Source organism: Caballeronia sp. RCC_10, assembly GCF_041360715.1.
GTDB lineage: Bacteria > Pseudomonadota > Gammaproteobacteria > Burkholderiales > Burkholderiaceae > Caballeronia > Caballeronia grimmiae.
On record NZ_JBFUPT010000003.1, the window covers coordinates 270,965 to 285,515 of the forward strand.

The 14,551-nt window shown below is 64.1% G+C and carries 12 protein-coding genes, 1 tRNA gene and 1 pseudogene; 2 read left to right on the top strand and 12 right to left on the bottom strand.

Going from position 1 to position 14,551, the window contains the following annotated elements:
- Positions 1 to 49 precede the first annotated feature (49 nt).
- On the top strand, positions 50 to 2,332 hold the full coding sequence (gene mrdA / locus AB6804_RS08895; protein WP_370886144.1) for a penicillin-binding protein 2: 2,283 nt from the start codon (positions 50 to 52) through the stop codon (positions 2,330 to 2,332).
- A 23-nt stretch (positions 2,333 to 2,355) separates the two neighbouring features.
- Positions 2,356 to 3,504, top strand: coding sequence for a rod shape-determining protein RodA (gene rodA / locus AB6804_RS08900; RefSeq protein WP_370886273.1), 1,149 nt, complete (start codon positions 2,356 to 2,358; stop codon positions 3,502 to 3,504).
- Positions 3,505 to 3,525: 21 nt separating this feature from the next.
- Here rodA and AB6804_RS08905 read toward each other — a convergent pair whose 3' ends face one another.
- The 12 genes and pseudogenes from AB6804_RS08905 to AB6804_RS08960 all read right to left on the bottom strand — a co-directional run bounded on the left by AB6804_RS08905 (position 3,526) and on the right by AB6804_RS08960 (position 14,547).
- The gene (locus tag AB6804_RS08905) at positions 3,526 to 4,212 is read right to left on the bottom strand and encodes a tetratricopeptide repeat protein (RefSeq protein ID WP_370886145.1); all 687 of its coding nucleotides are present in this window, start codon (positions 4,210 to 4,212) and stop codon (positions 3,526 to 3,528) included.
- Complete coding sequence (locus AB6804_RS08910; RefSeq protein ID WP_370886146.1) at positions 4,209 to 4,991, bottom strand: HpcH/HpaI aldolase/citrate lyase family protein; 783 nt, start codon at positions 4,989 to 4,991, stop codon at positions 4,209 to 4,211. Before AB6804_RS08910 ends, AB6804_RS08905 begins: the two co-directional genes overlap by 4 nt.
- A gap of 162 nt (positions 4,992 to 5,153) precedes the next feature.
- On the bottom strand, positions 5,154 to 5,600 hold the full coding sequence (queD, locus tag AB6804_RS08915) for a 6-carboxytetrahydropterin synthase QueD (protein WP_309763617.1): 447 nt from the start codon (positions 5,598 to 5,600) through the stop codon (positions 5,154 to 5,156).
- 17 nt (positions 5,601 to 5,617) lie between these two features.
- The gene (gene queE, locus AB6804_RS08920; RefSeq protein ID WP_370886147.1) at positions 5,618 to 6,250 is read right to left on the bottom strand and encodes a 7-carboxy-7-deazaguanine synthase; all 633 of its coding nucleotides are present in this window, start codon (positions 6,248 to 6,250) and stop codon (positions 5,618 to 5,620) included.
- A gap of 6 nt (positions 6,251 to 6,256) precedes the next feature.
- Complete coding sequence (gene queC, locus AB6804_RS08925) at positions 6,257 to 6,991, bottom strand: 7-cyano-7-deazaguanine synthase QueC (RefSeq protein WP_370886148.1); 735 nt, start codon at positions 6,989 to 6,991, stop codon at positions 6,257 to 6,259.
- Between the two features lie 386 nt (positions 6,992 to 7,377).
- Positions 7,378 to 7,453, bottom strand: a tRNA-Phe gene (locus AB6804_RS08930).
- Between the two features lie 96 nt (positions 7,454 to 7,549).
- Positions 7,550 to 8,266 (bottom strand): response regulator transcription factor EsaR, encoded by a 717-nt coding sequence (gene esaR, locus AB6804_RS08935; protein WP_370886149.1) that lies wholly within the window; start codon positions 8,264 to 8,266, stop codon positions 7,550 to 7,552.
- The gene (locus tag AB6804_RS08940) at positions 8,267 to 10,693 is read right to left on the bottom strand and encodes a PAS domain-containing sensor histidine kinase (RefSeq protein ID WP_370886150.1); all 2,427 of its coding nucleotides are present in this window, start codon (positions 10,691 to 10,693) and stop codon (positions 8,267 to 8,269) included. It lies immediately after the preceding gene.
- 22 nt (positions 10,694 to 10,715) lie between these two features.
- Positions 10,716 to 11,312, bottom strand: coding sequence for a DUF4390 domain-containing protein (locus AB6804_RS08945; RefSeq protein WP_370886151.1), 597 nt, complete (start codon positions 11,310 to 11,312; stop codon positions 10,716 to 10,718).
- Complete coding sequence (rsmB, locus tag AB6804_RS08950; protein WP_370886152.1) at positions 11,309 to 12,781, bottom strand: 16S rRNA (cytosine(967)-C(5))-methyltransferase RsmB; 1,473 nt, start codon at positions 12,779 to 12,781, stop codon at positions 11,309 to 11,311. Before rsmB ends, AB6804_RS08945 begins: the two co-directional genes overlap by 4 nt.
- Before the next feature lie 156 nt (positions 12,782 to 12,937).
- The gene (htpX, locus tag AB6804_RS08955; RefSeq protein ID WP_370886153.1) at positions 12,938 to 13,792 is read right to left on the bottom strand and encodes a zinc metalloprotease HtpX; all 855 of its coding nucleotides are present in this window, start codon (positions 13,790 to 13,792) and stop codon (positions 12,938 to 12,940) included.
- 115 nt (positions 13,793 to 13,907) lie between these two features.
- A pseudogene (locus tag AB6804_RS08960) lies at positions 13,908 to 14,547 on the bottom strand (LysE family translocator).
- Positions 14,548 to 14,551: the final 4 nt, after the last annotated feature.

The window sequence follows — 14,551 nt, forward strand, 5'->3', positions numbered from 1 at the left end:
CGGACTACACTTGAATCGCGATACATCGCGAAAACTTCGCGAAACCTGCATGACCGAAATCAAGAACACCGAGCAACAGTTGTCGAAGTTCCGCCTGCGCGTCGCGGCGGCGGGGCTATTCGTGTTCGTCTGCTTCGGGCTGATCGGCCTGCGCTTTCTCTATCTGCAAGTCTGGCACTTCAGCAAATATTCGCTGCAGGCGAACGAAAACCGCATCTCCGTTGCGCCGATCGTGCCGAACCGCGGCATCATCACCGATCGCAACGGCATCGTGCTTGCGAAGAACTATTCGGCGTACACGCTCGAAATCACGCCGTCGAAGATCAACGGCACGCTCGATGAAGTCATCGACAATATCTCGCAAGTCATTCCCGTCGATTCGCGCGACCGCCGGCGTTTCAAGAAGCTGCTCGAAGACTCGAAGAATTTCGAGAGCCTGCCGATCCGCACGCGCCTGACCGACGAGGAAGTCGCCCGTTTCACGGCGCAACGCTTCCGCTTTCCGGGCGTCGAAGTTCGCGCGCGCCTGTTCCGCCAATATCCGCTCGGGACGACGGCGGCGCACGTGATCGGCTACATCGGCCGCATTTCTCAACGCGACCAGGAACGCATCGACGACGCCAGCGACGCCAACGACGCCGCCTCGGATCACTACGATCCGCGTCTGGACGCGAACAACTACAAGGGCACGGATTACGTCGGCAAGATCGGCGTCGAGCAAAGTTACGAGACGGAGCTGCACGGCCTGACCGGTTTCGAGGAAGTGGAAGTCACGGCGGGCGGGCGCCCGGTGCGAACGATGTCGCGCACGCAGGCGACGCCGGGCAACAACCTCGTGCTGTCGCTCGATATCGGTTTGCAGCAGGTGGCCGAGCAGGCGTTCGCGGGCAAGCGCGGCGCGCTCGTCGCGATCGAGCCATCGACCGGCGACGTCCTCGCGTTCGTCTCCGCGCCGAGCTTCGATCCGAATTCCTTCGTCGATGGCATCGACCAGCAGACGTGGGACGCGCTCAACAATTCGCCGGATCATCCGCTGTTGAACCGTCCGTTGCACGGCACGTATCCGCCGGGCTCCACCTATAAGCCGTTCATGGCGCTCGCGGCGCTCACCCTCCACAAGCGCACGCCGGGCTGGGGATTCCAGGATCCAGGCTACTTCACGTTCGGCGGGCACACGTTCCGCAACGACGTGCGTTCGGGCCAGGGCTGGGTCGACATGAACCGCGCGATCGTCGTGTCGAACGACACGTACTTCTACATGCTGGCGCGCGATCTCGGCGTGAACGCAATGGCCGGCTTCATGAAACCGTGGGGCTTCGGGCAGATTACCGGCATCGATATCGCGGGCGAGGCGCGCGGCATCCTGCCGTCGACGGAATGGAAGCGCAAGGCGTACAAGAAGCCGGAGCAGCAGCGCTGGTACGAAGGCGAAACGATCAGCCTCGGCATCGGTCAGGGCTATAACTCGTTCACGATCCTGCAACTCGCGCACGCCACGTCGACGCTCGCAAACAACGGCATCGTGATGAAACCGCACCTGGTGCGCGATATCGAAAATCCCCTGACCAAGGCGGAGCGGACGGTAGTGCGCGATCCGAGCGACAAGATTCCGGTGCGCCAGCAAGACGTCGATTTCATCAAGCGCGCGATGGAAGGCGTGATCACCAACGGCACCGCGGCCAAGGTGTTCGCCGGCGCGCCTTATCTGGCGGCGGGCAAGACCGGCACTGCGCAGGTTTACTCTCTGCAAGGGGCGAACTACAGGGGCCACGCGACCGCCGAACACCTGCGCGACCACGCGCTGTTCATCGCGTTTGCACCCGCCGAGCAGCCGAAGATCGCGCTCGCGCTGATCGTCGAAAACGGCGGCTGGGGCGCGGAATCGGCCGGCCCGATCGCGCGCAAGGTGCTTGACTATTATTTGATCGACCGAATGAAGCCAGGCGCCGAAGCGGCCGCCGTGGCCGCCGCCGCGTCCGCGACGGAAGATGCGGGACTGCCCGTGATCGGCGGCACGCAACCGCCGGCTGCGGCCGCGTTGCCGGCATCAGTCGCGAACCAGTCGCCGGCGTTTTCGCCTTCGGCGGCGTCTAATCCAGCCGTCGCCAAGGCGGCTTCCGCTCCGGCGATTGCGGCGTCTTCGCCGTCCGCCGCGAAGCCCAAAGCGGCGTCGGCGCCATCGGCTGCGCTGCCTGCGTCGTCGGCGACGCCTGCGCCCGCTCGCAAGCGCGGACAGAAGAACGCACCGGCCGACCCCGCACCGACGATGGCGCGCAGTCCCGGAAACGACGGCGTGCGCACTTTCGTGCCGACCGGCGGCATCGACGAATAAAGGAAATCGGCATGCAACTGCATATGCAATTCGACAAGCACGCGTGGATCGAGCGTGCGAAGCGCACGTTCGCGGGCTTCGATCGTCCGCTTGCGCTGATCGTTTTTCTGCTGCTATGCGTCGGTATCGTCACGCTGTACAGCGCGAGTCTCGACATGCCGGGACGCGTGGAAGACCAGCTGCGCAACATCATGCTGACGTTCGGCCTGATGTGGGTGCTCGCGAATATCCCGCCGCCCACGCTGATGCGCTTCGCCGTGCCGCTTTACACCGTCGGCGTGGCGCTGCTGGTGGCCGTCGCAGCGTTCGGGCTGACGCGCAAGGGCGCGAAACGCTGGCTCAACGTCGGCGTCGTGATTCAGCCTTCCGAGATCATGAAAATCGCAATGCCGCTGATGCTCGCGTGGTACTACCAGCGGCGCGAGGGCAACATTCGCTGGTGGGACTACATCGTCGGCTTTGTGATTCTGATGCTGCCCGTCGCCCTCATCGCGAAGCAGCCGGACCTCGGCACCGCGGTGCTCGTGTTCGCGGCGGGCGTGTTCGTCATTTACTTCGCGGGGCTGAGTTTCAAGCTGATCGTGCCGGTGCTCGCGGCGGCGGTGATCGTGGTGGCGAGCATCGCGGTGTTTCAGGACCGCATCTGCCAGCCGGAAGTCAACTGGCCGATGCTGCACGATTATCAGAAGCATCGCGTCTGCACGCTGCTCGATCCGACGTCCGATCCGCTCGGCAAAGGCTTCCACACGATTCAGGCGGTGATCGCCATCGGGTCCGGCGGCACGCTCGGCAAGGGCTGGCTGAAGGGCACGCAAGCGCACCTCGAATTCATTCCCGAAAAGCATACGGACTTTATCTTCGCCGTGTTCTCGGAGGAGTTTGGGCTTGCGGGCGGGCTCGTGCTGCTCTTTCTCTATATGGCGCTGATTGCACGCGGCCTGTTCATCGCGGCGAACGGCGCAACCTTTTTCGGTCGATTATTGGCCGGATCGCTCACGCTCGCATTCTTCACGTACGCGTTCGTCAATATCGGCATGGTGAGCGGGATTTTGCCGGTCGTCGGTGTGCCGCTGCCGTTCATGAGTTATGGCGGCACCGCGCTGACCACGCTCGGCGTTGCAGTTGGGCTCATCATGAGTGTCGCGCGACAGAAGCGCTTGATGCAGAGCTGATCCGAGCCGCTCGAAAGCCGCTTACTGCGGCTTCTGCCGCTCCAGCTCCGCGCTCAGTTGCTGATACTTCAGCTTGGCCGCCGGATCGCCCTGAGCGGCCGCCGCCGCGTAGTACGCACGCGCGACATTGAGATTGCGTTCGACGCCGTCGCCGCCGCGCTCGTAGAACGAGCCCGCGACGTACTGCGCCGTCATGTCGCCGCCCTGCGCGGCTTTCTTGTACCAGGCGAACGCCTGCGTGTTATCTCGTGCGGTGCCGCGTCCATCGAGAAACTGATTCGCCAGCGCGAGTTCCGCCTGCACGTGTCCCTGGCTCGCGGCGCGGAGGAACCATCGGTGCGCCTCAGCCGGATCCTTCTCGACGAACTCGCCGTCGTCGTACATCTTGCCGTAGACGTATTGCGCGTGCGTCATGTTGGCGTCCGCCGCGCGACGCAGCCACTTCTTGCCTTCGTCGACATCGGCGGGGCCGCCTTCCCCATTGAGCAGCATCATCGCGTAATTGAATTCCGCGAGGCGGCTGCCCTTCTCCGCCGCGCGACGAAACTCCGAGCGCGCGGCGACGAAATTCCCCGCGTTGTAGTCCGCGACAGCGTTCTGCGTTGCGAGGTCCGTCGCCTTCGGCGCGCCCTGCGCGTGCGCGCCGCCGCATACCAGACACAGCGCCGCCGATGCCGCCGCCACGCCGCCACGCCATGCGCGCTTCATGCTCTTGCCTCCTGCAACGCCTGCCGTGTCGCCTTCAGCAGCCACATGACATCCGCTGCGATCGACACGAGCTTGATGCCCGCCTGCGCGTATTGCCGCGCGCTCGCCACATCGAGCGCGAAAATGCCGCTGGCGATACCGGCGCGTTTCGCCGCATCCGCGATTCGTTCGATGGCCGCGTGCACGTCCGGATGCTTCGCGTCGCCGAGATGGCCGAGACTCGCGGCCAGATCCGCCGGGCCGATGAACAGGCAATCGACGCCCGGCGTCGCGGCAATCTCATCGACGGCTTCGAGCGCCGCCACCGATTCGATCTGCACAATCGTCGCCACTTGCGCGTTCGCGCCGGCCACGTAGTCGCGCCGCATACCGTATGCCGCCGCGCGCACCGCGCCCGCGACGCCGCGCAGACCGTCGAGCTGCGCCTCGGTCGGATATTGCGTGAGCCGCACAACGCGCGCGGCATCGTCGGCCGATTGCACGTTCGGGAACATCAGCGTGCGCGCGCCTGCATCGAGCACGCGCTTGACGAGCCAGCCTTCGGCGAACGGCACGCGCACGATCGGCTCCGTCGGCAGATGCGCCGCCGCGATCGCGCGAAGCTGCTCGACGACATCGCGGCTATCGTTCGGCGAATGCTCCATGTCGATGCACAGCCAGTCGAAGCCCGCGTGCGCGAGCGCTTCGGCGGCATCGGCGCTGCAAAGCGACAGCCACAGGCCGAACAGCGGACCGGGTTCGCCGAGGCGCTGCTTGAGGGGATTGGTGAAGGTGCTCATCGCGCGGCTCCGTGTGAGGCGCGTGCGCGCGATGCGAGGAACGACTGGAAGGATGACGGCATGCTCGCGCTCCATTTATTGTCGACCGGCGTGGGCCGGATGCAGGAGGATGCGGTCGCCTGCGTGGGCGACTCACCGCGCGATCATACCGTGTTCGCGTGCTTACTCGCGTTCGACGTCGGCCCAGCAATTAGGCGTCTCGTAGAGGCGCAGGCGCTTGAGCTTCAGATTGACGCCGTAATGCGCGTCGTACACATCGGCCAGAATGCGGAACGCCACGGCCGCCATGTTTTCGACGGTGGGAATGCGGTCGAAGACAACGGTCTTGTGATCCGCCAGAGACTGCAGGAATTCGCGCACTTTCGCGTCGCCTTCATAGACGATGAACGCGTGATCCCACTTGTTGACGAGGTGCTCCATCGCCAGCGACTTCACGTCGGCGAAGTCCATCACCATGCCGCGATCGGGCGCGCCTTCGACATCGACGAGGTCGCCTTGCAACGTGATCTCGAGCACGTAACGATGCCCATGGAGGTTGCGGCACTGGCTGCGGTGGTCGGGGATGCGGTGGCCCGCATCGAATTCGAGTTTTCGGGTAATCGTCTGCACGTCGGCTCGATCGTCTATCAGGGGATATTCAGATATTTGTGCGTCTGCATCGACAGGCGCCATTTCGGATGCCGCTTGCACCAGTCGACCGCGAGCTTCGTGTTGATGTCGCGGGACGGGCCGTCCATCGGCTGCACGAGGAAATACTCGAAGTCGAGCTTTTCGTACTCGGCAAGGCGCTGGTTGTCCTGCGGCACCACCACTTTCAACTCGTTGCCCTTCGTGACGACGAGCGGCGCGTCCGCCTTCGGGCTCACGCAAATCCAGTCGATGCTGTCGAGCACCGGCATCGAACCGTTCGTTTCGATCGCCATTTCGAAGCCGGCTTCGTGCAGCGCGTCCACGAATGGCTGGTCGATTTGCAGCATCGGCTCGCCGCCCGTGCAGACGACGAACTTGTGCGCCTGACCTTCGGGCCAAAGCGATGCGATCATCGCGACGAGTTCCGCCGGCGTCCGGTATTTGCCGCCGTTCTCGCCATCGGTGCCGACGAAATCCGTATCGCAGAAGCGGCAGACCGCATCCGCGCGGTCTTCCTCGCGTCCCGACCACAGGTTGCAGCCGGCGAAGCGGCAGAACACAGCGGGGCGTCCGGCATTGGCGCCTTCGCCCTGCAGCGTGTAGAAGATTTCCTTTACTGCGTACGTCATGACTGCTTAAACCGGTTCGGTGGTGACTTGCTCGCCCGCACGATACGCCTCGTATCCACGCTTGCGCAGTTTGCATGCCGGGCACTGGCCGCAGCCGTAGCCCCATTCGTGCAGTTCGGCGCGCTCGCCGACATAGCAGGTATGCGTTTCGACGCGGATCAGTTCGACGAGCGTCGCGCCGCCCAGCGTTTCCGCGAGACGCCATGTATCGGCTTTATCGAGCCACATGAGCGGCGTTTCGAGCGCATAGCGCGTTTCCATGCCGAGGTTCAGCGCGACTTGCAGCGCTTTCATGGTGTCGTCGCGGCAATCGGGATAGCCGGAAAAATCCGTCTCGCACATGCCGCCGACGAGCACCTTCAGCCCGCGCCGATATGCGACCGCAGCCGCGATCGTCACGAACAGCAGATTGCGCCCCGGCACGAAGGTATTCGGCAAGCCGTTCGCAGTCGACTGAATCTCGATCTCGCGGGTCATCGCGGTATCGCTGATCGCGCCGAGCACGGACAAGTCGATCATGTGGTCCTCGCCCAGACGGCCGGCCCAATGCGGAAACTTGCTCACGACCTCTTCGCGGAATCCGCTGCGGCACTCCAGTTCGACGCGATGCCGCTGGCCGTAATCGAAGCCGAGCGTCTCGACGGTCCGATAGCGTTCGAGCGCCCAAGCGAGGCACGTGGCCGAATCCTGGCCACCGGAAAACAGCACGAGGGCGCTGTCCTTCGCGTCTATCCGAGTCACCGTGAAAACTCCGTGTATGAGATGAGCCTGGCGCGTCGCGCGGGCGGCACGGCCGGCATCCGCAATGTGAGAATCCAGTATAGGCCGGCGGGCTTCTGTCGAGCGCGCGCGCCCTTTATGACTCCGATAAGCGGATCGGCGGAAGATTCGCCGCCCGTTCGCGCGGCGTTCGAGCGCCATTCGGAGCATCGAAAAGAAAAGGACTTGCGGTCCGAGGACGAGGCAAGTCCTTAATTCGGCGCGAATTTTAGCATGGCGGCACATTGTTCGCCGAGCTGCGGACGCGTGATGCCAATGCACTCGCGACCGGCCAGCCAGCCAGCTAAATTTAGGCACCTGCAAATGAAAAAGCCCGAGAGCGATGAACTCTCGGGCTTCTTGCATTCTGGTGGCCTGGGACGGAATCGAACCATCGACACGCGGATTTTCAATCCGCTGCTCTACCAACTGAGCTACCGGGCCAACGAAGAGGTGAAACTATAGCAAAGCGCCGCGTGATGCTCAAGCCCTTTTCCCAAGATTTTGTTTATCTCATTGGAATCGGCTTGCTAGCGCGGCTCAAACCTCGTTCTTGTTCTTTCCGAGATCGACGCCCAGCTGCTTGAGCTTGCGATACAAATGCGTGCGCTCCAGCCCCGTCTTTTCCGCGACGCGCGTCATGCTGCCGTTCTCGCGCGCAAGGTGATATTCGAAGTACGCGCGCTCGAACGCATCGCGCGCATCGCGCAGCGGGATGTCGAACGAGATCGATGCCGTCTGCCCCGCGTGCCCCGGCGCCGCGCCGCCCGCGCCGGCATCGCCGGACGACGCGTTCAGCGCGGAAGCGCTCGGCAACGCAGCCGCGATCGGCACGTTCGACACGCCCGCATTCATCGCCGGCTTCAGCGCAGCGGCGGCGGCCGGCGCGGCCGTGCCATGCGCCAGCCCTTGCTCGACCGCCTTCAGCAGCTTCTGCAGCGCAATGGGTTTTTCCAGAAAGTTGAGCGCGCCGATCTTCGTCGCCTCGACCGCCGTGTCGATGGTCGCGTGACCCGACATCATGATGACCGGCATCGTGAGCTTGCCCTGCGCGGCCCACTCCTTCAGAAGCGTGACGCCGTCGGTGTCGGGCATCCAGATGTCGAGCAGGACGAGGTCGGGCGTCTGCTGCAGGCGGTACTCGCGCGCGTGCTGCGCGTTCTCCGCCACGTCCACCACGTGGCCCTCGTCGCTCAGGATCTCGGAGAGCAGTTCCCGGATCCCCATTTCATCGTCTACCACCAGGATGGTTGCCATTTAAGCTGCCCTTGTCTGCACTGTTGCTTTTGTCGTTCCGTGTTTCGCGGCGGTCGCGGAGGAAGGCGTCGCACCATCGGCGGCGGTTTCGTCCGCGAGTTGAAGGAACAGAATCGAGACTTGCGCGCCTTCCACGACGTCGCCCGTCCTGGACCGGTTTCGAATGTCGATGCGCGCGCCGTGCTCGTCGACGATCTTCTTCACCGTTGCAAGTCCCAGACCCGTGCCCTTCGCCTTCGTCGTCACGTAAGGCTCGAAAGCGCGCGACAGAATGCGCGCCGGAAAGCCCGCGCCGTTATCGGATACCGTGAGCCGAACCGCAACGCGCGCATGCCCCGACGCATCCGGTTCGCCATATTCTACTGTCCTCGTTTCAAGCAGCACGCGCGGCTCGGGTACTTCAGCGACGGCGTCCTGCGCGTTCTGCAGCAGGTTATGGATGACCTGCCGAATCTGCGTCGCGTCGCCGCGTATGACCGGCAGTTTCGCGAGATCGACCTTGATCGGGCTCTTGCCTTCCTCGATGCCGTATAGCGTCAGCACTTCGCCGACCAGATCGTTCAACTGCAAGGTCGCGAGCACCGCCGGCGGCGTGCGCGCGTACTCGCGGAAGTCGTCGACCATGCGCTTCATCGCCTGAACCTGATTGACGATGGTCGTCGATGCGCGCTTGAGCACGTCCGCGTCCTGCGGCGCGAGCTTGTCCGCGAGCTTCATCTGCAGGCGCTCGGCGGAAAGCTGAATGGGCGTGAGCGGATTCTTGATCTCGTGCGCGAGACGCCGCGCCACTTCGCCCCATGCGACAGAACGCTGCGCGGAGATGACGTCCGAGATATCGTCGAACACGACGACATAGCCGGTCGTTTCGGCGTCTTCAGTATCGCTTTCGGTGCTCACCAGCAATTGCGTGCCGCGCACGAGCAAAGTCAGCGGATCGTTCTCGCCCGGCACCGTCACCGCGACCTGCTGCTGCCAGTGCCCGCGATCCCCCGCCGGATGACCGCTGCCGACCGCCGCCGCGTCGCGCTCGGCGAATGCTTTCTTCACCATCGCGCCGAAATCGGCGAGTACGTCGATGCTGTCGAGCGGCTGATTGATGAGCGCGCCGAACGGCTGGCGGAAGATGCGCGCCGCGCCGCGATTGGCCGTCGTCAGCCGGAATTGCCGGTCGAACACGAAGACGCCCGCCGTCAGGTTCGCGAGAATGCTTTCGAGATACGCCTTCGAATGTTCCAGCGCGATGCGGTTGTTCTCGACCGCCGCCCGCGCTTCGGATAGCTGGCGCGTCATTGCGTTGAAAGACTGCGTGAGAAAGCCTAGCTCGTCGCGCGAATTGATCTCGCGTTTAGGCGTGTAATCGCCTTCGGCCACTTCCTTCGTGCCCTGCGCGAGCAGGAACAACGGCCGCGCAAGCTGATTGCCGAGCGCGAGCGCGAGCATCATCGCGATGAACGTCGCCAGGAAGAGCGCGAGCGTCAGCGTGCCGATATACATCTTCCGCAAGCCGGTGCGCCCGAGCCGCTTCTCCTGGTACTCGCGATACGCGCGCTGAACCGCATCCGCATTGCGCGCGAGCTCCTGGCTCACGGGCTGTTCGATCTGCAGGAAGCGATCGACGTGCTGGAATTCCGTAGTCGTCGTCGGGTCGGGAATCTTGGTGATGACGCGCAGACGAAGCGCGCCCTTCGGCCCGTTCGATGACGGATCGCCGTCTATCTCGCCTTCTATCGCGCCGAACGGACGATCCTGCGCCGCCTTCAGCATTGCGCCGTTGGGTTCGTTCGTCGGCAGCAGCGCATAGATGTTGCCCGAAGCCTGCGCGATGGTCCGCAAGCCGGGCACGCGCAGCGACCCGCCGCCCGCGTTGAGGTCCTCGCGATTGTATTGATCGCGCGGACGCTCGAACACGACGGCATCCTGCACGCCGTATTGATCGCGCAGACGCAGAAGCGAGAGTGTGAGGCTCGACGGATCGGCGCTTGCCAGCTGATCGCTCATCTGACGGCCGCGGTTCTTGAAATCGGCGAGCGAAGTTTCGAGCATGCCGCGCCCGAGCGTCAGGCCGGACGTGAGCGCGGTCTCGACGTTCACATCGAACCAGGATTCGATGCTTCGCGACACGAACTGATACGACACGACGTAGATGATCGCGCCCGGCAGCACGCCGACGAGCGCGAAGATCAGCGCGAGCTTGGCGAGCAGCCGCGTGCCGAAGCGCCCCTGCCTCACGCGCGACACGATGATCAGCGTGAGGCCGATGACGATCAGCATGAACACGCAGGCTACCACCACGTTCGCGGCATACAGCCAGCCGTAGTAGCGGTCGAAGAACTCCGTATTCGCGCTCGCGAGCGCGAGCATCACGAGCAGCAGAACCGCCGTGAGCGCAACTGTCGAAACTAGCAGCCGAACGACAAGACTCTTCATGTCCGTGCGGCCGCGTCGAAATCTATTTCGCACGTTCCGCCGCCGTAAAAGTGAATCGCTTCCAGTCCGAGGAAAGGTTCCAGTCGCGGTTATTGACCGCGTCGATCTGGAACGGCTTGGGCATCAGCGCGATGTCGAGCTGCATCCGCACCGATGCGTTATACGTTTCTCCGCTATGCACCTGATTGCGGTCGATTACATGCCACGACGCGACATGCTTGATGACCGCCAACGCTTCGTTGAGCGATGCAAAGCGCAACTGCAGGCCGCCCGTCGACACGCGGTATTCGTTCGTCAGCGGTTGATACGACAGGCGGATGCTTTGCGACACGTTGACCGGCTCTTCGTCGAACCAGTACCAGCGCGGCCGCGACAGCGCGAAGTCGATGGTGAAGTAGAGCGGCACGCTGCGATTCACGGCTTCTTCGAGACTGCTGTTGAGATCGAAGTCGAAATGCGCATCGAGACTCCAGCCGGTATTGTCCGCCTGCAACGACGCGCGCTGCACGGAGATCGTTTCGGCGAGCGCGGGTTGCACTGCGGCGAAGCTCAGCCAGAGCGCCAGCGCAGTCCAGATGACGGCCGCGAGCCGAAGCGGAAGAATGCGTTTTATCGTCACCGTTTCTGAAAGCGCGCGTAGAAGAATCCGTCGTGGTCCGCGATGACGTCCGCGTTCCGGTTCGATGGCGTGCTTCCGCCCTCTGCATCGCCCGGACCGTGGCGTTCGATGGATGTTTCGTCCGGTGACGCTTGCACCGCACTCGCGCTCGCGCGCGCCGCCGTCGGCAGCAGTTGCCCCGGCGCGTCCAATCGTACCGCATCTTCATGGGTCGCTTCAAACCAGCGGGCCTGCTCTTCGCCCTCCTCTGGGAAGATCGAGCACGTCACGTAAAGCAGTTCGCCGCCCTTTGCGACGAGCGGCCACAGCGCCGAGAGAATACGTCTTTGTTCGTCGACGAGCGCCGGGATATCCGATGGCCTGCGCAGCCAGCGAATGTCCGGATGACGCCGCACGATGCCCGACGCCGAGCACGGCACGTCCGCGAGAATGCGATCGAAGGGCGCGCCGTCGAACCAGGGCGAAGGGTCGCCGGCATCGCCGACGCGAACGTCTGCCGAGAGCTTCAGGCGCTCGAGATTCTGTCCGATGCGGCTCGCGCGGTCGGCGTCGCTTTCGAGCGCGACGAGATCGACTTGCGCAAGTTCGAGGATGTGTCCGGTCTTGCCGCCGGGCGCGGCGCACGCATCGAGCACGCGCATGCCGTCACGGGCGTCGAGCCATTGGGCCGCGAGTTGCGCACCCGCGTCCTGCACCGACACTTCGCCTTGCGCGAAGCCGGGAATGCGATCGACGGGCATCGGCGTTTTCAGGCGCACCGCGTGCAGGCCGGCCGCTTGCGCATCGATGTGCTCGGACTTCAGGCGATCGAGGTAAGCCTCGATAGTCGTGTGCCGCGCGTTCACGCGCAGCGTAAGCGGACCTTGCGCGTTGCCCGCTTCCAGAATGTGCTCCCACGCTTGCGGCTCGGCGCGCCGGACAGCGTCGATCCACCATTGCGGATAGTTCCACCGCGCGACGGGGCTCTTGATCGCCTCGTCGATGAGCGCGTCGCGTTCGCGCAGGAAGTTGCGCAGCACCGCGTTCACGAGTCCCTTCGCGAACGCGAATTCGCGACGCGCGGCGATTGCGCTCACGGCCTGATCGACGACGGTGAACGGCGCGTACGCGGCGTGCGCCTGGTCGTCGGTGAGCAGCGCGAACGCGCACGTCAGAACGTTGCCGACGTGCGGCGGCGGCGCTTTGCGGACGAGCTTGTGCAGCAGCGCATCGGCCAGCGCCAGGCGGCGCATCGTGCGATACGCGATGTCCTGAATCGCGCCGCGCGCCCCCGGATGCTTGCCTGACGCGACGACCGTCTGGATCGCGGCGGGCAGAGCCGACCCCGCGCGCACCGCGCCGACGGCATGCGCCGCGCAATCGAGCGCGAACGCGAGCGAATCGGGCGCGAGCTGCGGCGCACTCATGCGGGACGGCCCGCGCGGCGGCTGAGGCGCGGCGTCGTGCCGCCGGGAAGGCTTGTCGGTCATGTAGGGTGGGTTAGGCTTGCGCAAACGAGGATTGTAACGTGCGAGGAAACGGGCTCCGGTCGTGCGGGCAACGGGGACGGGCATCACGGATGGACGCCAGACAAAAAAAGCCGCCCCGATCACTCGGGACGGCCTTTCGAACCGCCGCTCGGTGGATTACATCCGGCCGGTGCGCGCCATCTCCATCAACCGCGCGACGCGCTCTTCGGTCGCCGGGTGCGTCGAGAACCAGTTCGCGATGCTTCCGCCCGACAGCGGATTCATGATCATCATTTGCGCCGTGGCCGGATGCGCTTCGGCCGCCGGGAACGGCACCCCCGACGCATACGCGTGGATCTTTTCCAGCGCGCTCGCGAGCGCCTGCGGATCGCCCGAAATCTGCGCGCCGCCGCGGTCCGCTTCGAATTCGCGGGCGCGGGAAATCGCCATCTGGATCAACGCACCGGCGATCGGCGCGAGAATCGCCACCGCGATGCTCGCGATCGGGTTCGAAGGACGGCCTTCGTCATCGCGTCCGCCGAAGAACATCGCGAAGTTGGCGAGCGCGGAGATTGCGCCGGCCATCGTCGCCGAAATCGTCGAGATGAGAATGTCGCGATGCTTCACGTGCGCCAGTTCGTGCGCCATCACGCCGCGCAATTCACGCTCGGACAGCACGCGCAGGATGCCGGTGGTCGCCGCCACCGCCGCGTGCTCGGGATTGCGGCCCGTGGCGAACGCGTTCGGCGCGTCTTCGTTGATCAGATAGACGCGCGGCATCGGCAATTGAGCGCGCGTGGCGAGCTCGCGCACCATGCGGTAAAACTGCGGCGCAGTGGTTTCGTCGACTTCCTGCGCGTTGTACATGCGCAGAACCATCTTGTCCGAGAACCAGTACGAGAAAAAATTCATGCCTAGCGCGATGAGCAGCGCGATCATCATGCCCTTCGATCCGCCGATCATGCCGCCGATCACGACGAAAAGGGCCGTGATCGCTGCCATCAGCATCGCGGTTTTGACCCAGTTGAACATATGCGGAACTCCTTCTCCCTAATACGAGGCGCAATTTGCGCGGTGGGCCCGGTTAGACGACGGGGCCAGCCATTGTAAGCAAAATGTTAGATAGGGTCATACGCAAATAATTCAACTATCTGTGCGATGTCGCCAGTTTGATTCCGAGGCCGACGAACGCACCGCCGACGCCGCGATCCAGCCACCTCTTCACGCCCGGCTTACCGGAGAACCGCTCGGTGACGCTGCCCGCGATCCACGCGACGAAGCTGTTCCAGACCGTGCTCATCGCGATGAACACGAGGCCGAGCGTGAGAAACGCGAGCGTCTTGTGCTGGCTGTCGGCGGCGACGAACTGCGGGAAGAAGGAGACGAAGAACAGCACCACCTTCGGATTCAGCACGTTGGTGACGAAGCCCTGCGTGAAAAGTTGCCGAAGCGACTTCGGCGCGGACTTCGCGCTGGCCTGGGCATTCGAGACGTCGCTCGTGTTTCGCGAAGATGAGCCGCACGCCCAGATAGATTAGATAAATCGCGCCCGCGATCTTGACGACGGTGAACGCCGTCGCGGATGCCGCGAGAATCGCCGTCAGCCCGAACGCGCAAGCGAGCGTATGCACGATGCAGCCCGCCGAGATGCCGAGCGCGGAGACGATGCCCGCGCCCCGGCCCTGCGCGACGCTGCGCCCGACGATGTAAGCGGTATCCGGTCCCGGCGTGACGTTGAGCAGGAAGACGGCGACGAGAAAGAACGCGAAACCGGTGATGCCAAGCATGAGA

Coding starts and splice junctions, on each gene's coding strand:
- AB6804_RS08905 (WP_370886145.1), bottom strand. CDS start 4,212: ATGAAGCGCGCATGGCGTGGCGGCGTGGCGGCGGCATCGGCGGCGCTG.
- rodA (WP_370886273.1), top strand. CDS start 2,356: ATGCAATTCGACAAGCACGCGTGGATCGAGCGTGCGAAGCGCACGTTC.
- mrdA (WP_370886144.1), top strand. CDS start 50: ATGACCGAAATCAAGAACACCGAGCAACAGTTGTCGAAGTTCCGCCTG.
- htpX (WP_370886153.1), bottom strand. CDS start 13,792: ATGTTCAACTGGGTCAAAACCGCGATGCTGATGGCAGCGATCACGGCC.
- esaR (WP_370886149.1), bottom strand. CDS start 8,266: ATGGCAACCATCCTGGTGGTAGACGATGAAATGGGGATCCGGGAACTG.
- rsmB (WP_370886152.1), bottom strand. CDS start 12,781: ATGACCGACAAGCCTTCCCGGCGGCACGACGCCGCGCCTCAGCCGCCG.
- AB6804_RS08910 (WP_370886146.1), bottom strand. CDS start 4,991: ATGAGCACCTTCACCAATCCCCTCAAGCAGCGCCTCGGCGAACCCGGT.
- queE (WP_370886147.1), bottom strand. CDS start 6,250: ATGACGTACGCAGTAAAGGAAATCTTCTACACGCTGCAGGGCGAAGGC.
- AB6804_RS08940 (WP_370886150.1), bottom strand. CDS start 10,693: ATGAAGAGTCTTGTCGTTCGGCTGCTAGTTTCGACAGTTGCGCTCACG.